This is a genomic window from Rhizobium sp. YAF28 (assembly GCF_052113285.1).
In the GTDB taxonomy this organism is placed as follows: domain Bacteria; phylum Pseudomonadota; class Alphaproteobacteria; order Rhizobiales; family Rhizobiaceae; genus Rhizobium.
The window spans coordinates 292671-315339 of the sequence record NZ_JBFRCX010000002.1 but is presented as its reverse complement, the minus strand read 5'-3'; the positions used below and the strand labels follow the sequence as shown (position 1 = coordinate 315339).

26 protein-coding genes and 1 pseudogene are annotated in these 22669 nt (G+C 61.6%); 19 read left to right on the top strand and 8 right to left on the bottom strand.

The window, feature by feature from the left end:
- The first annotated feature begins 172 nt into the window (after positions 1–172).
- Complete coding sequence (locus AB4Z13_RS05870; RefSeq protein WP_439014430.1) at positions 173–1387, top strand: MFS transporter; 1215 nt, start codon at positions 173–175, stop codon at positions 1385–1387.
- 478 nt (positions 1388–1865) lie between these two features.
- On the opposite strand, the gene AB4Z13_RS05865 is transcribed toward AB4Z13_RS05870, so the two are convergent.
- Positions 1866–2177 carry a Dabb family protein gene (locus AB4Z13_RS05865; protein WP_439014429.1) on the bottom strand — a complete coding sequence of 104 codons (312 nt, stop codon included), beginning with the start codon at positions 2175–2177 and terminating at the stop codon, positions 1866–1868.
- A gap of 88 nt (positions 2178–2265) precedes the next feature.
- Positions 2266–2886: pseudogene (locus AB4Z13_RS05860) on the bottom strand (hypothetical protein); the annotation flags it as partial.
- A 154-nt stretch (positions 2887–3040) separates the two neighbouring features.
- On the opposite strand from AB4Z13_RS05860, the gene AB4Z13_RS05855 reads away from it, so the two are divergent.
- Positions 3041–3178 carry a hypothetical protein gene (locus AB4Z13_RS05855; protein WP_162748077.1) on the top strand — a complete coding sequence of 46 codons (138 nt, stop codon included), beginning with the start codon at positions 3041–3043 and terminating at the stop codon, positions 3176–3178.
- A gap of 94 nt (positions 3179–3272) precedes the next feature.
- On the opposite strand, the gene AB4Z13_RS05850 is transcribed toward AB4Z13_RS05855, so the two are convergent.
- The 4 genes from AB4Z13_RS05850 to AB4Z13_RS05835 form a co-directional block, all read right to left on the bottom strand.
- Positions 3273–3839 (bottom strand): TetR/AcrR family transcriptional regulator, encoded by a 567-nt coding sequence (locus AB4Z13_RS05850; protein WP_439014428.1) that lies wholly within the window; start codon positions 3837–3839, stop codon positions 3273–3275.
- A 27-nt stretch (positions 3840–3866) separates the two neighbouring features.
- Positions 3867–4328 carry a nuclear transport factor 2 family protein gene (locus AB4Z13_RS05845; protein ID WP_113324142.1) on the bottom strand — a complete coding sequence of 154 codons (462 nt, stop codon included), beginning with the start codon at positions 4326–4328 and terminating at the stop codon, positions 3867–3869.
- A 209-nt stretch (positions 4329–4537) separates the two neighbouring features.
- On the bottom strand, positions 4538–4906 hold the full coding sequence (locus AB4Z13_RS05840; protein WP_037105104.1) for a DUF983 domain-containing protein: 369 nt from the start codon (positions 4904–4906) through the stop codon (positions 4538–4540).
- Between the two features lie 304 nt (positions 4907–5210).
- Positions 5211–6614 (bottom strand): PLP-dependent aminotransferase family protein, encoded by a 1404-nt coding sequence (locus AB4Z13_RS05835; RefSeq protein WP_439014427.1) that lies wholly within the window; start codon positions 6612–6614, stop codon positions 5211–5213.
- Positions 6615–7015: 401 nt separating this feature from the next.
- On the opposite strand from AB4Z13_RS05835, the gene AB4Z13_RS05830 reads away from it, so the two are divergent.
- The 9 genes from AB4Z13_RS05830 (at position 7016) to AB4Z13_RS05790 (ending at position 14759) form a co-directional block, all read left to right on the top strand.
- Entirely contained in the window at positions 7016–7498 is a 483-nt protein-coding gene (locus AB4Z13_RS05830; RefSeq protein WP_439014426.1) for an MSMEG_0572/Sll0783 family nitrogen starvation response protein, read from the top strand.
- Positions 7499–7583: 85 nt separating this feature from the next.
- Complete coding sequence (locus AB4Z13_RS05825; protein WP_442205939.1) at positions 7584–8624, top strand: Nit6803 family nitrilase; 1041 nt, start codon at positions 7584–7586, stop codon at positions 8622–8624.
- Positions 8551–9669: an MSMEG_0568 family radical SAM protein gene (locus AB4Z13_RS05820; protein ID WP_439014424.1), complete on the top strand. Its 1119-nt coding sequence runs from the start codon at positions 8551–8553 to the stop codon at positions 9667–9669. The genes AB4Z13_RS05825 and AB4Z13_RS05820 overlap by 74 nt, the downstream gene beginning before the upstream one ends.
- On the top strand, positions 9666–10208 hold the full coding sequence (locus AB4Z13_RS05815) for an MSMEG_0567/Sll0786 family nitrogen starvation N-acetyltransferase (protein ID WP_113323035.1): 543 nt from the start codon (positions 9666–9668) through the stop codon (positions 10206–10208). Before AB4Z13_RS05820 ends, AB4Z13_RS05815 begins: the two co-directional genes overlap by 4 nt.
- Entirely contained in the window at positions 10208–11185 is a 978-nt protein-coding gene (locus tag AB4Z13_RS05810; protein WP_442205938.1) for a sll0787 family AIR synthase-like protein, read from the top strand. The genes AB4Z13_RS05815 and AB4Z13_RS05810 overlap by 1 nt, the downstream gene beginning before the upstream one ends.
- Positions 11182–12333, top strand: coding sequence for an MSMEG_0565 family glycosyltransferase (locus AB4Z13_RS05805; RefSeq protein ID WP_442205937.1), 1152 nt, complete (start codon positions 11182–11184; stop codon positions 12331–12333). Before AB4Z13_RS05810 ends, AB4Z13_RS05805 begins: the two co-directional genes overlap by 4 nt.
- Positions 12326–12613 (top strand): MSMEG_0570 family nitrogen starvation response protein, encoded by a 288-nt coding sequence (locus AB4Z13_RS05800; RefSeq protein ID WP_442205936.1) that lies wholly within the window; start codon positions 12326–12328, stop codon positions 12611–12613. Before AB4Z13_RS05805 ends, AB4Z13_RS05800 begins: the two co-directional genes overlap by 8 nt.
- A gap of 14 nt (positions 12614–12627) precedes the next feature.
- Positions 12628–13899, top strand: a complete 1272-nt coding sequence (locus AB4Z13_RS05795) for an MSMEG_0569 family flavin-dependent oxidoreductase (protein WP_439014421.1) — start codon at positions 12628–12630, stop codon at positions 13897–13899.
- A 2-nt stretch (positions 13900–13901) separates the two neighbouring features.
- Positions 13902–14759: a Pnap_2097 family protein gene (locus tag AB4Z13_RS05790; protein WP_439017184.1), complete on the top strand. Its 858-nt coding sequence runs from the start codon at positions 13902–13904 to the stop codon at positions 14757–14759.
- Here AB4Z13_RS05790 and AB4Z13_RS05785 read toward each other — a convergent pair.
- The gene (locus tag AB4Z13_RS05785) at positions 14737–16176 is read right to left on the bottom strand and encodes a PLP-dependent aminotransferase family protein (RefSeq protein ID WP_439014420.1); all 1440 of its coding nucleotides are present in this window, start codon (positions 16174–16176) and stop codon (positions 14737–14739) included. The two genes, AB4Z13_RS05790 and AB4Z13_RS05785, sit on opposite strands and share 23 nt — an antisense overlap.
- Positions 16177–16263: 87 nt before the next feature.
- Here AB4Z13_RS05785 and AB4Z13_RS05780 point away from each other — a divergent pair, with 87 nt between their 5' ends.
- From AB4Z13_RS05780 to AB4Z13_RS05760, 5 genes are all read left to right on the top strand, one after another.
- On the top strand, positions 16264–17127 hold the full coding sequence (locus tag AB4Z13_RS05780; RefSeq protein ID WP_439014419.1) for a DMT family transporter: 864 nt from the start codon (positions 16264–16266) through the stop codon (positions 17125–17127).
- 44 nt (positions 17128–17171) lie between these two features.
- On the top strand, positions 17172–17888 hold the full coding sequence (locus AB4Z13_RS05775; RefSeq protein ID WP_439014418.1) for a class I SAM-dependent methyltransferase: 717 nt from the start codon (positions 17172–17174) through the stop codon (positions 17886–17888).
- A gap of 90 nt (positions 17889–17978) precedes the next feature.
- The gene (locus tag AB4Z13_RS05770) at positions 17979–18668 is read left to right on the top strand and encodes a glutathione S-transferase family protein (protein WP_439014417.1); all 690 of its coding nucleotides are present in this window, start codon (positions 17979–17981) and stop codon (positions 18666–18668) included.
- A 24-nt stretch (positions 18669–18692) separates the two neighbouring features.
- Positions 18693–19037, top strand: a complete 345-nt coding sequence (locus AB4Z13_RS05765; RefSeq protein ID WP_113323025.1) for a metalloregulator ArsR/SmtB family transcription factor — start codon at positions 18693–18695, stop codon at positions 19035–19037.
- Positions 19037–19498 (top strand): SRPBCC domain-containing protein, encoded by a 462-nt coding sequence (locus AB4Z13_RS05760; protein ID WP_439014416.1) that lies wholly within the window; start codon positions 19037–19039, stop codon positions 19496–19498. Before AB4Z13_RS05765 ends, AB4Z13_RS05760 begins: the two co-directional genes overlap by 1 nt.
- Here AB4Z13_RS05760 and AB4Z13_RS05755 read toward each other — a convergent pair.
- On the bottom strand, positions 19485–20105 hold the full coding sequence (locus AB4Z13_RS05755; RefSeq protein ID WP_439014415.1) for a CGNR zinc finger domain-containing protein: 621 nt from the start codon (positions 20103–20105) through the stop codon (positions 19485–19487). The two genes, AB4Z13_RS05760 and AB4Z13_RS05755, sit on opposite strands and share 14 nt — an antisense overlap.
- Positions 20106–20266: 161 nt before the next feature.
- On the opposite strand from AB4Z13_RS05755, the gene AB4Z13_RS05750 reads away from it, so the two are divergent.
- From AB4Z13_RS05750 to AB4Z13_RS05740, 3 genes are read left to right on the top strand one after another with little or no spacing between them, the layout of a single operon-like run.
- Positions 20267–20977 (top strand): alpha/beta fold hydrolase, encoded by a 711-nt coding sequence (locus AB4Z13_RS05750; protein ID WP_439014414.1) that lies wholly within the window; start codon positions 20267–20269, stop codon positions 20975–20977.
- Between the two features lie 57 nt (positions 20978–21034).
- Positions 21035–21874 carry an alpha/beta fold hydrolase gene (locus AB4Z13_RS05745; RefSeq protein WP_439014413.1) on the top strand — a complete coding sequence of 280 codons (840 nt, stop codon included), beginning with the start codon at positions 21035–21037 and terminating at the stop codon, positions 21872–21874.
- A 24-nt stretch (positions 21875–21898) separates the two neighbouring features.
- Complete coding sequence (locus tag AB4Z13_RS05740) at positions 21899–22669, top strand: SDR family oxidoreductase (RefSeq protein ID WP_439014412.1); 771 nt, start codon at positions 21899–21901, stop codon at positions 22667–22669.

The window sequence follows — 22669 nt, the reverse complement described above, 5'->3', positions numbered from 1 at the left end:
CGACTATTGCGCGAAATATACGTGATTTCTGAATGATGCCGCTAAGGCCTTCTGCCACTGGGAGAATCCCGACACAAGGCAAATCCGTACTGGATTTGTTCGATCAAGCCTTTCACCATCTGGTTGAAACTGCTATCGCTGGGCCGTCTTCATCCATTTCATTTTCGAATCCATGCAAAAATCACTTTCGCTTCGTACGGCGCAGACAGTTGGCGTGCTCGCAGTCACCCAGCTTATCGGCTGGGGCACCACTTTCGATATGCTCGGTGTCATGGGCCGCGTCATCGCACCATCGCTCGGCCTGCCGAATGAGGTGATCTTTGCCGGTCTGACCGTGATGATGGTCATCAGTGCCTTCGCCGGTCCAGCCACCGGGCGCTGGCTCGGCCGCTATGGTGCCGCGAAAGTGCTGGCGGCCTCGTCGCTCACCTTTGCGATCGGCCTGCTGCTGCTTGCCGCCGCCACCAATATCGTCGTCTATGGCCTTGCCTGGGTCGTCATCGGGCTCGGCGGCGCGCTCGGCCTCTCGGCGCCGTGTTATACCGCAGTTGTCGAACGCGAGGGTGCGAACGGCAAACGCGTCATCGCCATCCTCATGCTGTTCACAGGTCTTTCGGCGACCATCTTCTGGCCGATCCTGACGCTGCTCAACGAGAATTTCGGCTGGCGTGTCACCTTCGTCGTCAGCGCCTGCCTGCAGTTCTTCGTCTGCCTGCCGCTGCATCTCTTCGGCCTGCCGAAGCCGGTTGCGAGCCACACGCAGGGCAACGCCGCCGAAACACCGCCGGTGGAGCTTTCGCCTGCCGACCGGCGCAAGGCCTTCCTGCTGATTGCCGTCTCCACCACACTCTGCACCTTCATCACCTTCGGCGTCTCGCCGTCATTGCTCGAAATCTTCCGCCAGTCCGGCGCATCGTCGGCCCTTGCACTGCAACTCGGCTCGGCCCGCGGCGTCATCGGCATTTCGGCACGCGCACTCGACATGCTGCTCGGCAAGCGCGGCAATCCGATCCTGACATCGGTGATGGGCGTCAGCCTGATGCTGTTCAGCTTCCTGATGCTCTTCATCGTGCCGCCATCGACGCCGCTGCTCGTCACCTTCGTGCTGCTCTACGGTTTCGGCTCCGGCGTGCTGGCGGTCGCCCGCGCGCTAATGCCGCTCGCCCTCTTCTCGGCCAAGGAATACGGGCTGCAGGCGGCGCGCCTGTCGATGCCGCAGAACCTTGCCAATGCCATCGCACCCGTCATCTTCACCGCCATCCTCGATCGCGCCGGCGCCGGTCCGACAGTCATCACCTGCGCGGTGCTTGCGGCCATCGCCATGGTTTTCGTGCTGATGCTGATGTCACTGGTGCGCAGCGCGAGGCCGAGCGAGCAGCCGGCCTGACCGGCGACAAAACTGAGAACCAGCACTGTGCCTTCAGGCAGAGGAGGTTCCGGTCATACAGCATCAGGAACTGCCAAGCCGTTAAGCTTTTGAATCATTTACGGCTTTTTTCTCAAGAGCTGCTTCCGGCCCTTCACAGATTGATTCATCTGCAACCGGCATCGCTTCCGATCCTCCCTATCTATTTGAAACTGAATAAGAATTTTCAGAATGAGCCTTCAGTGTAGTGTTTTTGGGGCTAAGTCATTGATTCTGAATAAGTGATCCACTTAGCCTCAAAATTTCGCATAAGGAATTTCAAAATCAGAAGCAGCGTTTGCCGAAATCGAATTATTAAAAGATTTTTGTGCTTTGGTGGATCACTTAAACACTATCAATGACTTAGCCGGAAAATCACGGCAAAATGCACCAGCACTAGAAAATACTTATTCATTTTCAATGAGATAGATCTTCGCCCTAAGCGGCACACTCTTCATCGTCAATCGTGCAGGGGCCTGGTGACCGCTTTGCTGCTATCGAAATCGGCCGCGGTCCTCGTATCCCGAAGCGGCTTTACCGTGCGTGTGGAGAGATCATAATCGGGATGCGCCTTGTAAGCGGCAAGCGCCTCCTCGCTTTCAAATTCGCCATAGACGACGAAATCGACCGCATTGCCCCACTGGTCCGTCTTGACGTTTTCGCCGATCTCCAGCTTCAGCGCGTGCGGTATGCCCGTCAGTATGGAGAGCCCCTTGCGCACTGCCTCGCGGTTTTCCTCCGGCACGGTGAAGAAGACGATATGGCGGATCACGCGGACACTCCTGTGGCAATTCTCTGAGCTTAGGTCGGGCGATAACACGCGCCGCCCAGGCCTTCAACCGGGCCACAATGCCGCGTCAGGATGGCTTGCGCATGGCGGCAAGGAATGTCCGCCCATATTCGGCGAGCCTCTCCGCCCTGTCGGTGCCGTTGACGATGCGGCGCGCATTCACCCAGTCTTCCCTCTCCTCATTGAGGTGATCGCAAAGCCGGTGGCTGGTGAAGCTGCCGCGCAGCATGCCCTCGATCAGGATCGTCACGGCGGGCGTCATCTCCATAGCGCGGTCAGGATGAGCGACGAGATCGATGCCGGTCACCTCGCTCATAGCCTCGTAGTTTCGCTTATGGGTGAGCTGCACCAGCCCGCGGCCAAGCCAGCACTTGCCATCCTCATCCGGCCGCCAGTAAGGCGACTTCACCCAGGAGAGCCGGCCGGATGCGAAGGCGGTCTCGAGGATCTCGACGGCGCGCGAATCGCTCGTTGCCAGCGTCTCACGTACAGGCTGCATCGTGTAAGCCGTCTCATGAAACGCAGTCGCCAATACATAGGCCAGCCAGCGCCGATCGGCGGTAGCCAAATTCGCGTCCCAGTAGTCGAGGATCGCGTTCATGCCTTCGATCTGGGTAGTGGTGAGACTGCCTTTGAAGAGGGCGTTCTGCACGGTATCGAAGAAGAATTGCCGGTCGAGTGGGGCTGTCATGATACGCTTCTCTGAGGCCTGCTGTGGTTAACGTCGGCTTAATCGATTGAAATTAATTTAATCGTTTCAAGTGTGACCGGGGTAGATTTACACGCAGTTTTTGTTGTGCGATGCATCAATCCGTAAGCACACCCTTGCTGAGGAAGAGAGGCATATGATGCAGACCACCGCAGAAACTCCGACCAAGATCCCCCAGCACGTCGTCGACCAGATGGAAAACGAGTGGCGCCAGGTACGCACGCAGCGCGAGAATCCGCGCCCGGTCCGCCTGCCCTCCCAGAACGACTCTTAAGCACAATCTTGACGGGTGAGGACGTCCTGAACCCCTCACCCGCAGTTCCCCGCGTTGCCGGCATTCCTGCTCCTGCCAAGACAGCGGCCACCGCCTATCCCCCACGTTTCGTCGCAGCCAGCCTGCCGGTCAGCCGATCCAGGGTTCTGCGGAACATATCCTTGTCATCCAGCGCCCGCGAGAGCACCAGCGCGCCCTGAATGCCGGAGACGGCCTCTTCGGCCGCGGCAAGTGCGTCATCCTCGGCGGAGCCGGCGCGGACCAGCGCCTGGCGCAGCGCCTCGATCCAGCGGACGAAATAATCCCGGATGACAGGCGAAAAGCGCTGGCGCGTTTCGTCCAGCGCAAAGGCGCCGACGAGGCAGATGCGGCTGCCGGAGCGGAAATAGTCCATCACATTCGCCCACATCCCATCGATCGCCGCCCTGGGATCGTCACGTCGCAACGGCTCGTAGATAGCGCGCTCGAACCAGGCGTCGACATCAGCAAGGACTGCGGCCGCCATCTCCTCCTTGCCGCCGGGGAAGAAGTGATAGAGGCTGCCTTTGCCGATGCCGGTGCGTTCGGTGATGCGGCTCAATGTCGTGCCCTCATAGCCGAGCTCGCGGAAGATTTCCGCAAGCAGCGGCACGACATCGGCACGTTCATAAACGGTCTTCACAATTCACCCTCGGGTCACCTGCAGGCCTCAAAGGCCGAGGTCGGAAAGGCCCGGATGGTCATCAGGCCGCCGGCCGAGCGGCCAATGGAACTTGCGATCCGATTCCTTGATCGGCAGATCGTTGATGCAGGCGAAACGGCGCTGCATCAAGCCCTCTGCATCGAATTCCCAATTCTCGTTGCCATAGGAACGGAACCAGTTGTTGCTGTCGTCATGCCACTCATAGGCAAAGCGCACGGCGATGCGGTTGTCGGTGAAGGCCCAGAGTTCCTTGATCAGCCGGTAATCGAGCTCCTTCGCCCACTTGCGGGTCAAGAAGGCCACGATCTCGGCGCGGCCGGTGACGAATTCGGCGCGGTTCCGCCACTGGCTGTCGGGCGTATAGACGAGCGATACGCGCTGCGGATCGCGGCTGTTCCAGCCGTCCTCGGCAAGGCGGACCTTCTGGGTTGCGGTTTCATGGCTGAAAGGGGGAAGCGGTGCAGGCATGTCTGGTCTCCTTGATTGAATTGTACCTTTCGTCACGCATTGTACCGATCGGTACATAAAACGCAAGAGGCTTTGATATCCATTTCCTGCGGCATTTTGGCTTCAGACAACGACGGCCGCTTGCGCAGCAAAAAAGGCCGCTCGATGTTCCGAGCGGCCTTTCATACGCAAAGATCAGGATATCCCGCGCGATCCTTGACTACCCGAGATCAGGCGAGCTTGCCCTCTTCGGCCTTGTAGAAATACTGGCTTGCGACCAGCCATCCCTTCAGCGGCCTCAATGGCGGAATACAGGTGGCGAACATGAAGGGGCCGGTGACCAGCAGCTGGACCCAGAGCGGCGCGGAGAAGGCAACTTCCAGCCACACGCCAAGCAGCACGCTCGGCACGCAGGCGAAGCAGATTACGAAGAAGGCCGGGCCATCGGCCGGATCGGCGAAGGAATAATCCAGCCCGCAGACTTCGCATTCCTTCTTCAGCGTGAGGAAACCCTTGAACATATGTCCCTGTCCGCAGCGCGGGCAGCGGCCCCGGATGCCGGTCTGCATCGGAGGGAGAGGAGGATATTCGGTATCCATGGCGATCTCGCTTTTCGACGTTGCGAGGCATTGGCGTAATCCATTCAATGCCTCATAATGTATGCATACAATATAATTACATTAAAAGCGGATTGCCAGTCTATTCGTCAGAATGACGCAGAGATTCTTTGAATCGGGTTTGGGGCGTGAAAGAGTGGATGGCGGACGCACGAGCAGGCAAGCCGGAAGATCCGACGGCGGCCGTATTTTGTGCAAGGGAGAGTCATTCACCGCGCAGACGCGCGGTGGCTCGACCCTCTTGACATCCCTTGTGCCGGCACGAGGGCAAAGGGATGAGGCGACATCAGAAGAACGAAGCGGACATTTCCGGCGGGCCTTCGAGGGCATGGGCCATGAAGTCCAGCGCGCCTTTCAGCCTGTCGCGGCTGATCGGTCCGCCGAGGCAGACGCGCACGGCTTCAGGGGCGGCACCTTCCACTGTGAATGCGTCGCTTGCCACCACGCCGATGCCTGAGGAGCGCATGTGGCTGCCGAAAGTGGAGCGGGTCCAGCCATTGGTGAGCGGCAGCCAGATGTTGAAGCTGATCGGATCGGCCTTGTAGCTGCCGTCGGGCAGGATATTCGCCACCATCTGCTGGCGCGCCCCTGCTTCCGCGCGGATGAAGCGCAGGATCGTGTCTGCCGTGCCATCCTCGATCCAGCGCGTCGCAAGCGCCACGGTCATCGGCGAGGCCATGACATTGTTGGCGCGCATGGCGCTGACGAAGGGCCAGATCGCCTTGGTGTCCGGGGCGACCACATAGGCAAGACGCAGGCCGGCGCCGATGCACTTGGCGAGACCGCCGATATGCCAGGTCAGATCGGGCGCGATGGCCGCGAGTGGCGGCGGGCCATGCAGCGGGATGAAGCCATAGGCGTCATCCTCGACGATTGGCACGTGATATTTGCGGGCGACGGCAGCGATCTCCTCGCGGCGCTTTTCCGGAATGGTCAGCGTCAGCGGGTTCTGCAGGGTCGGATTGAGATAGAGTGCCTTCGGGGCCAGGCGCTGACAGGCCTCCGCAAAGGCGTCGGGCAGGATGCCCTCCTCATCCATCGGCAGGCCCGAGAGATTGAGCCGCAACTGGGCGGCGATCGAGCGCATGCCGGGATAGGTGATGTTTTCCGAGAGCACTGTTTCGCCGGGCTTTGCCAGCAGGCCGAAGATCGCGAGCAGAGCCGGATGGGCGCCGGGTGTGACGAAGATGCGCTCCTGCGACGGCACGAGCCCGCGACGGCTGAGCCAGGCGGCGGCGGCCTCCTTATCCATGCCGGAACCGCCGAAACCCTGGTAGCGCAAGAGCGGAATGAGATTGGTCGCCACGGCCGACATGCCCTCGCGCATGCGGGCGATCAGATCCTGATCATCCGGCTCCGGCGGCAGGTTCATCGAGAAGTCGACGACGGAGGCGCGGCGCGGATCGGGCGCCGCATCGGAGGCGAAGCCGCGGCGCTCCCTGTCCTGCCCGCCAGTCACGAAAGTGCCGCGGCCGACATGCGAATCCACCAGGCCGCGCTTCTGTGCTTCCACATAACCGCGCGCCACTGTGGTGAAATCGATGCTGAGGCGCTTTGCCAGCTCGCGCTGCGGCGGTAGCCGGTCCCCCACCGCCAGCACGCCGCTCCTCAGATCCATCTCGATCAGATCGGCAATTGCCATGTAACGGGGGCTGGAGGAGCGGCTGAGATCGGGATGCCAGTCTTTCATTTCATGTTCCGCAATTCGTGATCGACGCAGAGGGGGATTCCCGTCGACATTGACCGTATATTGTTGCATATTTCTTCTGTCACGCAAAAACAGCGTCGCGCCCACGTGCGCCAGACGACTGAATGCCGCATGCAAGCATGATATAATCAGCATCGCGCATAGCATCAATACATTGATAGCATTTTGACTGCATTCATTTCGATCTCTCTTGCATTCATTTTTTGCACATAAATGCCCGCCTAATCGGCGTCAAATTCACCTCCCTTCAAAATTGAATGTATAATTGAATGCTTTTCTGCATAAATTGACTGCTATTTGTGCAAAGTCAATTTGGCACGGCGCTTGCAATTCAATGGCTGTACCCCGCGAGAGGGGCCTGACTTCAAACACAGGAGCCATTCATGCCCGCAGTTACCGCACCGGCCCACGCAGATGGAGACTTCTTCGTCGATTATGAGGAAAAGGTCTTTGAAGACGTCCAGGCCAAGGAGGGTGAGAAAGCCCTCATCACCTTCCACACCGTCGCCTTCGAAGGGTCGATCGGCCTTGTGAACCTGCTGCAGGCCAAGCGCCTGAAGCGCAAGGGGTTCGAAACCTCCGTCCTTCTCTATGGTCCCGGCGTGACGCTCGGCGTGCAGCGCGGCTTTCCCAAACTCGGCGCGGAAGCATTTCCCGGCCATCTGAACTTCAACAATCAGATCAAGGGATTCCTGGAAGAAGGCGGCAAGGTCTATGCCTGCCGCTTCGCGCTGCAGGCGCTCTATGGCCATGGCGAACAGGCCTTGATCCCCGGCATCCGGCCGATCAGTCCGCTCGACGTGCTGGACCTGATCCTGATCCACCGTCGCGACGGCGCCTTCATCCTCGATACCTGGACGCTCTGACCCGGAAGCAACGCCGTCGTCAGCCGCGTTCGGGAGGCGGAGTTCCCCTCCTCCGCCTCCCTCACACCATCAGAAGGATTTCGTCATGGAGAAGAATACGACCGTCCGGGCCGCAGCCGCGCAGATCGCGCCGGATCTGACCTCGCCCGAAAAGACGCTGGCGCGCGTGCTGGAGACAATTGCCGAAGCCGCTACCAAGGGTGCCGAGATCATCGTCTTTCCGGAGACCTTCGTTCCCTGGTACCCCTATTTCTCATTCGTGCTGCCGCCGGTTCTATCGGGCCGCGAGCATCTGCGCCTTTATGAAGAAGCAGTCACCGTTCCGAGTGCGGCAACCGATGCGGTTGCAGCGGCTGCCCGCGAACATGGCATCGTCGTGGCGCTCGGCATCAACGAGCGCGATCACGGCTCACTCTACAATACCCAGCTTCTCTTCGATGCGGATGGCAGGCTCATCCTCAAGCGCCGCAAGATCACGCCGACCTACCATGAGCGGATGATCTGGGGCCAGGGCGATGCCTCCGGCCTCACGGTCGTCGATAGCAGCATCGGGCGGCTCGGAGCGCTCGCCTGCTGGGAGCATTACAATCCGCTTGCCCGCTACGCGCTGATGGCCCAGCACGAGGAAATCCACATCGCCCAGTTTCCGGGCTCGATGGTCGGGCCGATCTTTGCCGAGCAGATGGAGGTGACGATCCGCCACCACGCGCTTGAAAGCGGCTGCTTCGTCGTCAATGCCACGGGATGGCTGACCGAGGAGCAGATCAATTCCATTACCCCCGATCAAGGCCTGCAGAAGGCACTGCGCGGCGGCTGCATGACGGCGATCATTTCGCCCGAGGGCAAGCACCTGGCACCGCCGATCACCGAGGGCGAAGGCATCCTGATCGCCGATCTCGACATGAGCCTGATCACCAAGCGCAAGCGGATGATGGATTCGGTCGGCCACTACGCCCGCCCCGAACTGCTGCATCTCGTCATGGACGGCCGCGCCACCCAACCGATGGTCGGCTCTGCACATTCCTTCCAAACAGACACAGGGAGCAACACCGATGGACAATACGACGTTTCTGCCGACCGAGACTCTGATCAACGAGTTGCAGTCCTTCGGAGCCAGGCTCGTTGATCCCAAGGCCGGCCACGAGAGCCGCCGCGGCGGCGCCGGCCCATCCGATCACAAGGCGCTGACGATCGACGGCATGACCGTGATGGTACCGGTTCATACCGCACCGGCTTTCGAGAGCCCCTATCTGGTCGATAAACCCGATGAGGCCGGCAAGAGCCGCATCAGCCGCGATGGGCGCGTGCTCGGCGAAGTGTCCTTCCCGCTGCGCCCGCGTTTCTACGAGCGCAGCACGGCCGATGGCATTCCCTATTCGCAGATCGCCGTGCTGCATGGCCGTGACGTGCTGGCGACCACGGTGCTGCAGACCTGCATCCGCTATCAAAGCCGCACCAAGACCTGTCAATTCTGCGCCATTGGCCAGTCGCTGGCGGCGGGCCGCACCGTTGCCCACAAGACGCCGGAACAGCTCGCGGAAGTCGCCAAGGCCGCCGTCGAGCTCGATGGCATCAAGCATATGGTGATGACGACGGGAACGCCGAAGGGGCCGGATCGCGGCGCTTCGATCCTTGCCGACAGCGCCCGCGCCATCAAGGCGGCCGTCGACCTGCCGATCCAGGCGCAGTGCGAGCCGCCGGAAGACGACATCTGGTTTTCGATCATGAAGGAAGCCGGCGTCGATGCGCTCGGCATGCATCTCGAAGTCGTCACGCCGGAATTGCGTGAGCGCATCATGCCCGGCAAGGCGCAGGTCCCGATTTCAAAATACATGGCCTCGTTCAAGGCCGCCGTCGAAGTGTTCGGGCGCGGCCAGGTCTCGACCTACATTCTCGCCGGCCTCGGCGATACGCGTGAGGCGATCCTCGATATCTGCGAAAAGCTTGTTGCCATCGGCGTCTATCCTTTCGTCGTGCCCTTCGTGCCGATTTCGGGAACGCCGCTCGAAAGCCATCCGGCGCCGAAGCCTGATTTCATGCATTCGATCCTCGGCCCGCTCTCCAAGATGCTGGTCGATAGCGGGTTGAAGGCCGTCGACATCAAGGCCGGCTGCGGCAAATGCGGCGCCTGCTCTGCCCTTTCCTCCTATGAAAGGATGCTGACCAAATGATGCTGGAGCCCTTCTCGCCCTATCGCGCCAGCGAATTCCAGGTGAAATTTTCGACCTCGGAGTGGGAACGGCAGGAAGCGCATGCGCTGCGCCGCGCCGTCTTCTGCGAGGAGCAGAAGATCTTCGAGAGCGATGACCGCGATGTGATCGACGATCACGCCATTCCGATCGTGGCGCTGTCGATGATGGGCGTTGCCGCCGACAGGCTGGTCGGCACGGTGCGCATCCATCAGGAGGAGCCCGGCCTCTGGTGGGGCTCGCGGCTCGCCGTGCACGAGGATTTCCGTAAGATCGGCGCGCTTGGCGCAACGCTGATCCGGCTTGCGGTCTCCTCGGCCAATGCGATGGGCTGCCACACGTTTCTTGCCAATGTGCAGGTGCAGAACGGGCTGCTCTTCCGCCGTCTGCATTGGGATGTGATCGAGGAATTCGAGGTCTACGGCAAGCCGCATCTCAGGATGAAGGCGGACCTTGCCTGGTACCCGCCCTGCCCGACGCCGGAAACCGGGCTGGTGGCACTCGCCAGGAAGGCGGCGTGATGGGCGACAGGATCGATCTCACGGTGCTGGCAGCCAAGCTTTCCGCCTCCTCCGGCATCGCTGCCAAGGCGGATATCGGCACGGTTGCCGCGCGCCTTGGCCTTGCCGGTCAGCAGATACCGGTGGGCGACGATTGTGCAGCGCTGCCCGATGGCGACGGATACCTGCTCTTTGCCATCGAGGGCTTCATCAACGAGTTTGTTGCCGCCGATCCCTGGTTTGCCGGCTGGTGCGGGGTGATGGTCAATATTTCCGATGTCGCTGCCATGGGTGGCCGGCCGGTCGCCGTCGTCGATGCCGTCTGGGCGAATGGCGAGGCAGGCGCAGCACCTGTTCTTGAGGGCATGCGGGCGGCAGCCAGGACGTTTGGTGTGCCGATCGTTGGCGGCCATACCAATATCCGCACCGATCGCGGTCAGCTTTCAGTCGCCATTCTCGGCAGGGCGAAGAAGCTGCTGACGAGCTTCGATGCGAAGGTGGGCGATGTGCTGATCGCGGCGATCGATCATCGCGGCCGTTATCGCGAACCCTTCAACAATTGGGAAGCGGCAACCGATGCCCCGTCCGCCCGGCTGCGCGGCGATCTGGAGATCTTACCGCAGATCGCAGAAGCCGGATTGGCACTCGCCGCCAAGGATATCAGCCAGGGCGGAATTATCGGCACGGCAATCATGCTGGCGGAATGTTCCGGGGTCGGCATCGATATCGATATCTCGGCAATCCCGCTGCCGGATGGCGTGGCGCTCGAGCGCTGGCTCGCGACGTTCCCAAGCTTCGGTTACCTGATCTCCACCACGCCCGAAAAGGCCGATGAGGTGATCCTGCGTTTTGCCGCCCGCAATATCAGCGCGGCCGTGATCGCCAATGTCAAAGCTGGCAGCGAAGTGGCGATATCTGATGGCACCGATCGTGCCGTGATCCGCGATTATGGTGAGACACCGCTGCTGCAGCTCGGCCGGCAGGAGGATGCTGCATGAGCCGGGCGCTGCGCATCGCCATGCTTTCCCACTCCACGAACCCGCGCGGCGGCGTGGTGCATGCCATGCAGCTTTCCGAAGCACTGGCCGATCTTGGCCATGAGGTCGTGCTGCATGCGCCAGATGCCAAGGGGACAGGTTTCTTCCGCACGCCGGCCTGTAGCGCGATGTGCATTCCTGTCGGGCCTGCGCATGATGGCATGACCGCCATGGTCGAGCAGCGGATTGCCGATTATGTCAGGCATTTCGAAAGTGCTGGGGCCTGCGACTTTGATATTTTCCACGCCCATGACGGCATTTCGGGCAATGCACTGGCAACCTTGAAGGAGCGCGGGCTGATCCCCGCTTTCGTCCGCACCGTCCATCATATCGACCAGTTCGCCGATATCAGGCTGATGGAGCTGCAGGATCGATCCATCGACCAGGCCGACCTGTTCTTTACCGTCAGTTCGATGTGGCGCAAGACGTTCAAGGAAACACGCGGCATCAGCTCCACCGTCGTCGGCAATGGCGTCGACACCAAGCGCTTCTGTCCCACCGCCGACGGCACTTCGCTGCGCAGCAAACTCGCCTTGCCGGATGGCCCTGTTTTCCTTGCTGTCGGCGGCATCGAGGCGCGCAAGAATACGATCGCCATGCTGCAAGCCTTCGACCAAGTGCGCGCGATCCGCCCGGATGCGCAATTCGTGTTCGCCGGCGGTGCCTCACTGCTCGATCATCGCGGCTATCAGGGCGAGTTCCGCGCCGCGCTAGCCTCGCTCGGCGAGTGTGCGGCTGCCGTCCATATCCTCGGCACCGTTGCGGACGAGGACATGCCGGCGCTTTACCGGCTTGCCGATACACTGGTCTTCGCCTCGGTCAAGGAAGGTTTCGGCCTCGTCGTGCTGGAGGCGATGGCGAGCGGTGTTCCCGTTGTCGTCTCCTCGATCGCACCCTTTACCGAATATCTCGGCCCTGAAGACGTCGTCTGGTGCGATCCGCACAATGCCGCCTCTATCGCCGAGGCCATGGCGATTTCGCTTATGCCGCCGGTGCGTGCCGGGCTTATCCCGCGCGGGCTGAAGCTTGCCGCCCATCACGGCTGGCAGCGTACGGCTGCCGCGCATCTCCAAGCCTACGAGACATTGAAGGAGCCTGCCCATGCCTGAAATGCGTTTCGTCATCGCCTGGCCGGATGGCCGCGAGGAGACCTGTTATTCGCCCTCGCTCGTCATCCGGGAATTCTTCGAGGAAGGCCAGACCTATCCGATCCGCGATTTTCTCGACCGCAGCCGCAAGGCGCTGACCATCGCCAGCGACCGGGTGGAGGCGAAATACGGCTATCCGTGTTCGCTCGCCCGCGGCCAGCTCGCCCGCATCGAGGAGGGGGGCTCCCTGTTTCTTGCCGACGTCGATGCCCGCGTGCGCTGCGAAAGCTTCATTCTCTGAAAGGAACCCGACCAATGACCTTTTCCCTCAAGCCGCATTACAGCGCCGTCGTCATCGGCGGCGGTCAGGCCGGGCTTTCGGCCAGCCACTATCTCAAGGAGCACGGCATCGACCATGTCGTCTTCGAGAAGAAGACCGTGGCGCATAAATGGAAGAACGAGCGCTGGGACGCCTTCTGCCTGGTGACGCCGAACTGGCAGTGCCAGCTGCCCGACCACCCCTATGACGGCGACGATCCGCATGGTTTCATGGTGAAGGACGAGATCCTCGCCTATGTCGATCGCTTCGTGAAAAAGGTGAATGCGCCCGTGCTGGAAGGCACGACGGTCACCTCGCTGGAAAAGGCTGGCGATCTCTTCAGGCTCTCGACTTCGGCGGGATCGCTTACCGCCGACAGCGTCATTATCGCCACCAGCCTCTACAGCGCGCCGGCGATCCCACGCGCCGCCGAGCGCCTGCCGGATGATATCCTACAGATCCACACCGCTGACTATCGCAATCCCGGCCAGCTGCCGGAGGGCGCCGTCGTCGTTGTCGGCTCCGGCCAGTCCGGTTGCCAGATCGCCGAAGACCTGCATCTTGCCGGCCGCAAGGTGCATATGGTCACCGGCAATGCACCACGCTGCGCCCGTTTCTATCGCGGCCGCGATGTGGTCGACTGGCTCGCCGATGTCGGCCAATACGACATCACGGTCGAACATGACGGCATGACCAAGAAGAAGCACGACACCAACCACTATCTGACCGGCCGCGACGGCGGGCGCGATATCGATCTGCGCAAATTCGCGCTGGAGGGCATGTCGCTTTATGGGCGCATGGAGGGTGTTTCGGGTGGGCGGATGCTGTTCGAGCCGAATCTGAAGGCCAATCTCGACAATGCCGACCGCGTCTATAACGGCATCAACGCGCTGATCGACCGGCATATTGCCGAGAAAGGCATCGATGCGCCGCCGGCCAGCCTCTACACGCCGCTCTGGGAGCCGGAAAGCGAGCCGGCGGAACTCGATCTCAGGGCGGAGGGTGTCACTTCGGTGATCTGGGCGACCGGCTTTTCGCCTGACTGGTCCTATGTCGGCCTGCCGATCTTCGACGGCACCGGCTATCCGGTGCAGCGGCGCGGCGTGACCGGCATCGACGGCGTCTATGTTCTCGGCCTGCCCTGGCTCTGGACCTGGGGTTCCGGCCGGTTCCTGGCCGTCGGCAAAGATGCCGAGCATGTGGTGAACCACCTCGCCGGCCATCTTGAGGTCACCCATCAGGTCCTGAAACAGGCGGCCAGCGCTTGAACATGAATGTCGCGATCCTCGATTTTCATCCACCCGAGCCGTCAGCGCGCGAGCTGATGGAGCAGGCGCTTGCGCCGCATATGCTCGTCGGCATGCCGCACCTGACGCCGTCAGGCCTCTCGGAAACCTGGGCGATGAAAGAGCTCGGGCATCGCCACTGGCTGATGCTCGCGCGCCATCTCGGCATGGAGAATGCCGATTTCCGCGCGCCCGATGGCGGCGAGGCCTATGCGGCAATCTGCGCGACGTCGCTGGAGCATGCAAACTTCGGCGCGGTTCGCGCCAATGATGTGCTCACGATACGCTCGACACTGTCGCCCGTCTCGCGCACGCAGGTTTCAACTCGCCACCGGCTTTTCGTGCGTGGCAACCTGATCGGCGAGGTGGAGCTTATTTCCACTTTCGTCTGCCGCATGCGGGAGGGCGACAACTATTCGATCGCCCGCGTTCCCCTGCCCGGCCTGACGACGGCTGTGGAGGACAATGCGCTGGCAAGGACGGCAGCATTGCTGCGCGCCGGCACGCTGGAGGCGCATTTCGGCCTGCCTGCCAACCCGGCCAAGGCACTGCGCGGCTTTCGCTTCGAGCCGGATGCGTCGCAGGAGTTCAACGGCGCCGGGCTGTTCTACTTCGCCGAATTCCAGGCACTGGCCGACCGCGCCTTCGGGCGGTGGTTTCCCGAGCTTTCGCAGGTGTCTCGGCGTGAGATCTTCTTTTCCGGCAATATCCGGGCGAGCGAAGCCGTGCGGGTGGAGTTGATGGGGCTTTCTCCCGATCGGCGGCAAGCCCTCTGCCGGCTGCGGCGGGAAGAGGATGGCAAGGTGATCGGCAAAGCCTTCATGGAGTGGCAGGCGGACTAATTGATGCCTGCCTGAGCGCATCCCGAAGCACGTCAAACACCCTGTTGTCCAGTGTCTGGGAGACGTTGAAGCGCATGAAGCCGGTGGCCGATTGCGACAGGCTGAAGGCGTTGCCCGGCGCGAGCACGACATTCTGGGCGAGCGCGGCACGCGCCACGGCCGCGGCATCCAGACCATCCGGCAGATGGCACCAGAGGAACATGCCGGCTTGCGGCTCCAGCCATGGGCGGATGCCCAATGTTTTCAGCCGGGTCGTGACATCAAACATCGCCTTGGAGAGACGGCTGCGCAGGCCTTCGGCATGTTTGCGGTAGCTGCCGTCGCTGAGCACGCTCAACACCAGTTCGGCATTCAGCCGGGCGCCGCCGAAGGAGGTGGCAATCTTGAGGTCGATCAGGCCTTCGATCCATTCAGGCCGCGCCGCGATGAAGCCGCAGCGCGCGGCGGCCGAGAGTGTCTTCGAAAAGCTGCCGATATGGATGACGCGGTCGAGGCCGTCGAAGGCGGCAAGGCGGGGCGCCGGCGTCAGTTCGAAATCGGCGAAGATATCGTCCTCGATGATGGTGAGGCCATGTTGTTCGGCGAGCTTCAGCAATCGGTGCGCCGTGACCGGCGAGAGCGTGGCGCCGGTCGGATTGTGGATTGCGGAGTTGGTGATGTAGAGGCGCGGCCGGTGCTCGGTGAGGGCTGCGGCAAAGAGCTCGATATCGGGGCCTGAAGGCGTGTAGGGAACGCTGACGACCTTGGCGCGGTGGGCTCTCAGCAGCGCATGAAAATTGAAATAGCAGGGATCGTCGACCAGCACCGTATCGCCGGACTCGATGAGAAAACGGCAGAGGAAATCGATTGCCTGTGTGCCGGATTCGGTGAGCATGATCTTATCGGGCGCGGCCTCGATGCCGCGCTCGGCCATGCGCCTGGAAATCAGTTGGCGCAACGGCTTGAGGCCGAGGGGCGAGCCGTAGTCGGAGAGGCTTGCGGCGTCCGCACGCGACAGGGATCGCAGCGCCCGGCGAATGGCCTCCTCGGGAAGCCATGCGGGCGGCAGCCAGCCGCAGCCGGGCTTGAGATCGCTTTCCTGCGCCTCCAGCGATTGCCGCGATACCCAGAAAGGATCGACCGCGCGATCGAGCTTCGGGCCGATATCGGCCAGCGAGAGTGGCGCGGCCTGGCTCGCGACATAGAAGCCAGAACCGGGGCGCGAGAGGATCGCACCCTCGGCCACCAAGCGCTCATAGGCATCGACCACCGTAGAGGCGGAGACTTTCAAAGTTCCCGACAGGCTGCGGATCGAAGGCAGCTTGGCTCCGGGCGTGAGGCTGCGGCCGGCAATGCGCTGGCGGATGGTCGCCATGACCATCCCGACCCGGCTGCTTGCCTGTACTTGCTCGTCCATCCGTACTGCTTCCCCAACCATAACAGTTTCAGCCAACTGTATCGAACTGTGGCTGGTAGTACCAGTGCGAACGGCGGATAAGCATGGGGCAAACAAAGGAGTGCCCGCATGGATCGCACAGCGACCGGATGGATCAATGGTTTTATCGGCGTGCTCATCTTCAGCGGATCGCTGCCGGCCACCCGCGTGGCCGTCATGCAGCTCGATCCGGTTTTCCTGACGGTGGCGCGAGCGGCGATTGCCGGCATCCTGGCGCTTTGCCTGCTGATCACTTTCCGTGAGAAACGGCCTTCACGGCAGGATCTCATTTCGCTTGTTGTCATCGCGCTCGGCGTTGTCGTCGGCTTTCCGCTGTTGACGGCGCTGGCGCTGCAGCATGTAACCTCGGCGCATTCCATCGTCTTCATCGGCCTGCTGCCGCTGGCGACTGCGATCTTCGGGGTCATCAGGGGCGGCGAAAGGCCGAAGCCGGCCTTCTGGCTCTTCTCGCTGCTCGGCAGCGCGCTGGTGGCGGGCTTTGCGCTGGCGCAGGGGCTGACGGCCTCGCCTGTTGGCGATGCGCTGATGCTGGCCGCCGTCATCGTCTGCGGGCTTGGTTATGCCGAGGGCGCGCGGCTGTCGCGCCGGCTTGGTGGCTGGCAGGTGATCTCGTGGGCGCTGGTGGTGTCGTTGCCGGTCATGATCGTCGCCGCCATCCTCTACAGGCCGCCGAGCTTTGCCGAGATCCAGACGCCGGCCATGCTGGGCCTTGCCTATGTCTCACTCTTCAGCATGCTGATTGGCTTCATCTTCTGGTATCGCGGGCTTGCGCAGGGCGGCATTGCTGCCGTCGGACAGCTGCAGTTGCTTCAGCCTTTCTTTGGCCTGGCGCTTGCCGCGACGCTGCTGCGCGAAACGGTGAGCTGGAGCATGCTCGCGGTGACGGTCGCCGTCATTCTCTGCGTAGCCGGGGCACGCAAGTTCGCAAAATAGGTCGAAAATTGACAGCTCTGGCATCCTGTAATAATTAAAGTTACATGATGCGAGATCACAATTACCCTAGCCTGCCCACACCTCACAAGACGGCATCTGCCTTTACCGGCGATGCCGTCAAATCCTATCTCGAAGGGCCGCCGCGGCAGGTTCCCGGCTTATCAAGCCTGCACCGGATGGCGACGATGCTGATGGCGGAGCGGACGCCTGACAATGGCCGCGTGCTCGTGCTCGGCGCCGGCGGCGGACTGGAACTCAAAGCCTTTGCCGAGGCGCATGCGGGCTGGACTTTTGATGGCATAGACCCCTCTGCCGACATGCTGCAACTGGCGCGGCAGGTTGCCGGAGAGCACAGCAGTCGCATCGGTTTTCACCAGGGCGGCATCGATATCGCGCCCGAAGGCCCCTTCGACGCCGCCGTCTGCCTGCTGACCTTCCATCACATCCCCGTCGAGCAACGACCTGAAATACTTCAGCAAATTCGCCGCCGACTGAAAGCCGGTGCGCCGTTTGTTGTTGCGCATATGAGTTTCCCGCAAGACGAGCCGGGGCGGTCGATGTGGATCGATCGCCATATCGCCTATGGCGCTCCTGACGGAGGAGACCCTTCTCGGCAGGAGAATGCGCGCACCGCCATGCGCGAGAGGCTGCATATCCTCGCTCCGGAAGATGAGGAGGCCATGCTGCGCGCGGCAGGCTTTTCGGATGTCAGCCTGTTCTACGCCGCCTTCAGCTTCAGGGGATGGGTGGCATACGCATAGGCGCCCCTAAACTTTCCAGTTTTGGAAAGTATCTTGCGTGACAATAGCGACCGAGATATAGTTTCCGAAATTGGAAACTATAGGTGCCGTATGACGCTGACCCTTTACCTGCATCCGCTTGCCTCCTTCTGCCACAAGGTGCTGATCGCGCTTTATGAAAACGAGACCGCGTTCGACAGCCGGATCGTCAATTTTGCCGATCCGGACTCGGCCGCGGCCCTGTTCGACAAATGGCCGGTCGGCAAGATTCCGATCCTGCATGACGAGGCAACCGGGCGTACGGTCCCGGAGACGAGCATCATCATCGAATACCTGCAGGCCCATTATCCGGGGCCGGTGCGGCTTCTGCCCGATGATCCGGACGCGCTGCTGCAGGTGCGGCTCTGGGATCGGTTTTACGACCTCTATGTCAGCGTGCCGATGCAGAAGATCGTCACCGACAGAATCCGGCCGGCGGACGCCCATGATCCGCATGGCGTCACTGAAGCGAGAGGGATGCTTGATCAGGCCTATAAGATGATCGAGGCGGATATGCAGGGAAGGCTCTGGGCGACGGGCGATGATTTCACCATGGCCGATTGCGCGGCTTTGCCGGGGCTGTTCTTTGCTTCCATCGTGCATCCTTTCACAGCTGAGCAGCAGGCGCTTTCCTCCTATCTGGAGCGTCTGTTACAACGTGCTTCCGTCAAACGCGTGCTGGCCGAAGCGCAGCCCTATTTCTCGATGTTTCCCTATCGGGAGGCGATGCCAGCGCGTTATCTTGAAGCCGCGACATCTTGAGGCCGGGACATCTTGAGGCATATGATGGCAGAACTGGCGCCAGCCGAATTCGACCGGATATTTCAGGCGCTCGCCGATCCCTATCGCCGTGGCTTCGTGGAAAAGCTTGCCAGGGGGCCGGCCTCCGTCACGGAACTGGCAGAGCCCGCCGATGTCGGCCTGCCGGCGGTGCTGAAACATCTGCGAATTCTGGAAGAAAGCGGCATTGTCATTTCGGAAAAGGTGGGGCGGGTGCGCACCTATCGCATGCAGCAGCAGGCATTCGGCGCCATCAACCAATGGATCGAGCAGCGTCAAGCTGAAATGCACGCCGCCTTCGATCGCCTCGCCTTGCTGATGGCGGAAACTCCTGAGGAAAAGGATCACTGATGGGTGTCAGCGTCAATCACCGCACCTTCGTCATCAAACGCGACCTGCCCGGCAGCGTGGCGCATGCATTCCGCTTCTGGTCGGACCATGCGCTGAAACGGCGCTGGACCGCCTGCCATCCCGACTGGCAAGTACTGGAGGATCAATTCGACTTCGAGACCGGCGGGAGCGAGCGCATGACATGGCGCATGCCCGACGGGACGGAACAGGCGATGCGCGCCTATTATCTCGAAATCCACCCGCGCGAACGCATCGTCTATGCCTATACGATGCTGACGGCGGGAAAGAGCATCTCTTCCTCGCTGGTCACGGTGGAATTCACCGGACGCGGCGGCATGACGCTGATGACCTTCACCGAACAGGCCGTCTTCGGCGATGCCAAAGACGGCGATATCAGAGAGAGCGGCACCGGCATCGGCTTCGACCGGCTCGTCGAAGAGATGGCGGCTACGCCTGTCTGATCCGGTGCCGATGTGCGGCCTGCTTGGCGCGATTACCGCACATCGCCATGCTGCACCAGCGCCGGCGATGACCACGGGTATGGTCGGCAAACAGCAGGGTGCAGACTGGTCCTTCGCAGGCCTTCACATTGGAAAAATCCTCGGTACAGACGAAGCGGCCGAGTGCCTCGCCGACCGGTAGCAGCAATGATTCCGGCGAGCGCCATTTGCGCATGGGCTGGAAGTCGAAGACCGCGCCCTCATCCGTCTGCCGCGCCACGACGCGGCCATAGCCTTCGTCGCGCTCCAGCAGACGGTTCAGCGGTTCGAGCTCGGCCAGGGCGTCGGGCTTCAACTGCCTTCCCTTATGCTCGCGGACGAAGGTCCGGAACCACTCGCGCAGGTTCCTTGCCTGATCGGCGACGTTGTCGAGTTCGCCCGGCAACGCCTGGGCACGCAGGCTTTCGAGCGTTTCGCGCGGGACGAGGTTTGCCTGCTCGAGCCAGCGCAACAGTCCCTCCCCGTCCTCTATCCAATCAACAGGCGTGTCGACGGGCGTTGCCACCGAATTCAGGAAATCCAGTGCCAGCGCATCACCCAGAAACAGGGCGGGAGAGTGGTTATCCATGACAAGTCCTATTCCGGCTGCCGACCATAGTTGTAGGGCAGCCTGCTTGAAGACGCGACTCTTATGTAACCTGTCAAAAGGCTGTTGACAAGTTACCTTCCTAAGGAGTAACCGTCCTGTATCGATTTAAGCGGTTACAAGCCGAACGAAGGAGAAAGCAGATGTCGTCGCAGTCGATTGATCAGCAGACTATGCATATCGTGCTCGTCCATGGCGCCTGGGCCGACGGCTCTGGCTGGGCCAAAGTCATCGCGCCGCTTGTCGCCGAGGGTTTTGCGGTGACAGCAGCGCCGCTACCGATGACCTCCTATGCCGATGACGTTAAAGCCCTTGAGCAGGCGCTGGACCGTGTGGATGGGCCAGTGGTTCTTGCCGGCCATGCCTATGCCGGAGCGGTTATCGCCGGGGTGGGGAATGAAAATGTGAAGGCACTGGTCTATGTTTCTGCTCTCGCCCCCGATGAGGGAGAGACGGTTGCCGATGTCTTCTATCGCAGCGAACTCGATCCGCGGGCGCCGCAGCTAGCGCCTGATGAAAACGGCCTGATCTATTATCCGCATGAAGCCTTTGCCGCGGCCTATGCGCAGAATGCCACGAATGAGGAACTAGTGGTGCTTGCAGCCGTGCAGCGGCCGATCTCGCCTGCCTGCATCACGGCACCGGTCGGGCGGCCGCTCTGGAAGGATCGCCCTTCCTGGTTCCTGGTCGCCGAGGACGACCGTATGATCGCTGCCACCAACCAGCGCTTCATGGCGGAGCGCATGCAGGCGCATCAGCGGCCTTTCCCGGTCGATCATACGCCGATGGCGACGGCGCCGGAGGCAGTGCTGCAGGTCATCCGTGAAGCGGCGGCAAGTGTGGCCGCAGGCTGAATGACAGACATATCTCCCAACACATCGCCATTCATCTCAACTGAAGGAAACAGGACCATGACCAAGATCAGCTACCGCCACACCACCGTCGACGGCATCAAGATCGCCTATCGCGAGGCCGGCACCCAGGACGCTCCGAAGCTCCTGCTGCTGCATGGCTTCCCGACCTCCGGCCACATGTTTCGCGATCTGATCCCGCTGCTGGCCGATCGCTATCACATCATCGCGCCGGATCTTCCGGGCTTCGGGCAGTCGGACGATCCCGCGGTCAACAGCTTCGACAGCATTGCAGACACGATCGACCGCTTCACCGAGATCGTCGGCTTCGTTCGCTATGCCGTCTATGTCTTCGATTACGGCGCTCCGACGGGCTTCCGCCTGGCGGTCAAACATCCCGAGCGGATCACGGGCATCATTTCGCAGAATGGCAATGCCTATGTCGATGGCCTCAGCGACGCATGGAACCCGGTGCAGGCCTACTGGCAGGACGCCAGCGCAGAAAACCGCGCCGTGCTGAAGGGGTTCCTCGGGCCGGAAACGACGGCCTGGCAATATACGCATGGCGTTGCCGATACGACCAGGATTTCGCCTGACGGATATTCGCTCGACAATTTCTATCTCTCGCGTCCGGGCGCTGAAGATGTGCAGCTCGATCTCATGGGCGACTACAAGAGCAATGTGGCACTCTACCCGACCTTCCAGGATTACTTCCGGACCCACAAGCCGCGCTTCCTCGCCGTCTGGGGCAAGAATGATCCCTTCTTCCTGCCGCCGGGCGCGGAAGCCTTCGCCCGCGATATTCCTGACGCCGTGATCAAATTCTTCGATACCGGCCACTTCGCGCTCGAAACACATGCGGATGAAATTGCCGCTGCAGTCCGCGATTTCCTTGGCTGATAATCCCGCGACAGGAGAGATATCATGTCCGATAAAGTAGCCATCATTACCGGTGCCAGCCAGGGCATCGGCCAGGCAACGGCCATCCGGCTCGCAAAGGATTTTTCCAAGCTCGTGCTCGTTGCCCGCAACAAGGCCAATCTCGCGGAGACGGCGAAAGCAGTCGAAGCGGCGGGTGCCAAGACGCTCGTCATCGATGCCGACCTTGCGGAGCCGGTCGCGGCACAGGTCGTCGTCGACAAAGCGCTTGCCGTTTTCGGGCGGATCGATGCGCTGCTCAACATTGCCGGCGCCGTGCCGCAGATCGACGTGTTCGAAATGACGGACCGACAATGGGATGATGGCATGGCGCTGAAGCTGCATGGCGCACGGCGGCTGACCATCGCCGCCTGGCCGGCACTGAAGGAAACGAAGGGTTCCGTCGTGCTGATGTCAGGCAATTCGGCGGTCTTTCCGAAGGCGGCCTATGCTGCCGTCGGCACGATCAATGCGGCGATATCCGCACTCGCCAAGGCTTTCTCCGATCGCGGCATCGAGGATGGCGTGCAGGTCAACAGCGTGCTGCCCGGCCCGGTCATGACCGGCCGCCGGCGCAGCTATCTGGAGCACTGGGCGCCGCTGCACGACATGACGGTGGAAGAGGCGACAGCCCGGTTTCCGAAGGAGGCTGGCATTGCCCGTTATGGAGAACCGGAGGAGATCGCCGAACTCATGGCCTTCCTCGTATCGCCGGCGGCGCGCTGGATGACCGGCACGACGCTTCGCATGGATGGCGGCGAGGTGAAGTCTGTCTGA

Excerpts from the sequence above, each read along its gene's own strand:
- AB4Z13_RS05815 (WP_113323035.1), top strand. The coding sequence starts at position 9,666 with ATGATGCTGGAGCCCTTCTCGCCCTATCGCGCCAGCGAATTCCAGGTG.
- AB4Z13_RS05835 (WP_439014427.1), bottom strand. The coding sequence starts at position 6,614 with ATGAAAGACTGGCATCCCGATCTCAGCCGCTCCTCCAGCCCCCGTTAC.
- AB4Z13_RS05780 (WP_439014419.1), top strand. The coding sequence starts at position 16,264 with ATGGATCGCACAGCGACCGGATGGATCAATGGTTTTATCGGCGTGCTC.
- AB4Z13_RS05820 (WP_439014424.1), top strand. The coding sequence starts at position 8,551 with ATGGACAATACGACGTTTCTGCCGACCGAGACTCTGATCAACGAGTTG.
- AB4Z13_RS05870 (WP_439014430.1), top strand. The coding sequence starts at position 173 with ATGCAAAAATCACTTTCGCTTCGTACGGCGCAGACAGTTGGCGTGCTC.
- AB4Z13_RS05790 (WP_439017184.1), top strand. The coding sequence starts at position 13,902 with ATGAATGTCGCGATCCTCGATTTTCATCCACCCGAGCCGTCAGCGCGC.
- AB4Z13_RS05740 (WP_439014412.1), top strand. The coding sequence starts at position 21,899 with ATGTCCGATAAAGTAGCCATCATTACCGGTGCCAGCCAGGGCATCGGC.
- AB4Z13_RS05750 (WP_439014414.1), top strand. The coding sequence starts at position 20,267 with ATGTCGTCGCAGTCGATTGATCAGCAGACTATGCATATCGTGCTCGTC.
- AB4Z13_RS05775 (WP_439014418.1), top strand. The coding sequence starts at position 17,172 with ATGATGCGAGATCACAATTACCCTAGCCTGCCCACACCTCACAAGACG.
- AB4Z13_RS05855 (WP_162748077.1), top strand. The coding sequence starts at position 3,041 with ATGATGCAGACCACCGCAGAAACTCCGACCAAGATCCCCCAGCACGTC.
- AB4Z13_RS05770 (WP_439014417.1), top strand. The coding sequence starts at position 17,979 with ATGACGCTGACCCTTTACCTGCATCCGCTTGCCTCCTTCTGCCACAAG.
- AB4Z13_RS05830 (WP_439014426.1), top strand. The coding sequence starts at position 7,016 with ATGCCCGCAGTTACCGCACCGGCCCACGCAGATGGAGACTTCTTCGTC.
- AB4Z13_RS05795 (WP_439014421.1), top strand. The coding sequence starts at position 12,628 with ATGACCTTTTCCCTCAAGCCGCATTACAGCGCCGTCGTCATCGGCGGC.
- AB4Z13_RS05805 (WP_442205937.1), top strand. The coding sequence starts at position 11,182 with ATGAGCCGGGCGCTGCGCATCGCCATGCTTTCCCACTCCACGAACCCG.
- AB4Z13_RS05800 (WP_442205936.1), top strand. The coding sequence starts at position 12,326 with ATGCCTGAAATGCGTTTCGTCATCGCCTGGCCGGATGGCCGCGAGGAG.
- AB4Z13_RS05765 (WP_113323025.1), top strand. The coding sequence starts at position 18,693 with ATGGCAGAACTGGCGCCAGCCGAATTCGACCGGATATTTCAGGCGCTC.
- AB4Z13_RS05785 (WP_439014420.1), bottom strand. The coding sequence starts at position 16,176 with ATGGTTGGGGAAGCAGTACGGATGGACGAGCAAGTACAGGCAAGCAGC.
- AB4Z13_RS05755 (WP_439014415.1), bottom strand. The coding sequence starts at position 20,105 with ATGGATAACCACTCTCCCGCCCTGTTTCTGGGTGATGCGCTGGCACTG.
- AB4Z13_RS05810 (WP_442205938.1), top strand. The coding sequence starts at position 10,208 with ATGGGCGACAGGATCGATCTCACGGTGCTGGCAGCCAAGCTTTCCGCC.
- AB4Z13_RS05760 (WP_439014416.1), top strand. The coding sequence starts at position 19,037 with ATGGGTGTCAGCGTCAATCACCGCACCTTCGTCATCAAACGCGACCTG.
- AB4Z13_RS05840 (WP_037105104.1), bottom strand. The coding sequence starts at position 4,906 with ATGGATACCGAATATCCTCCTCTCCCTCCGATGCAGACCGGCATCCGG.
- AB4Z13_RS05745 (WP_439014413.1), top strand. The coding sequence starts at position 21,035 with ATGACCAAGATCAGCTACCGCCACACCACCGTCGACGGCATCAAGATC.
- AB4Z13_RS05845 (WP_113324142.1), bottom strand. The coding sequence starts at position 4,328 with ATGCCTGCACCGCTTCCCCCTTTCAGCCATGAAACCGCAACCCAGAAG.
- AB4Z13_RS05825 (WP_442205939.1), top strand. The coding sequence starts at position 7,584 with ATGGAGAAGAATACGACCGTCCGGGCCGCAGCCGCGCAGATCGCGCCG.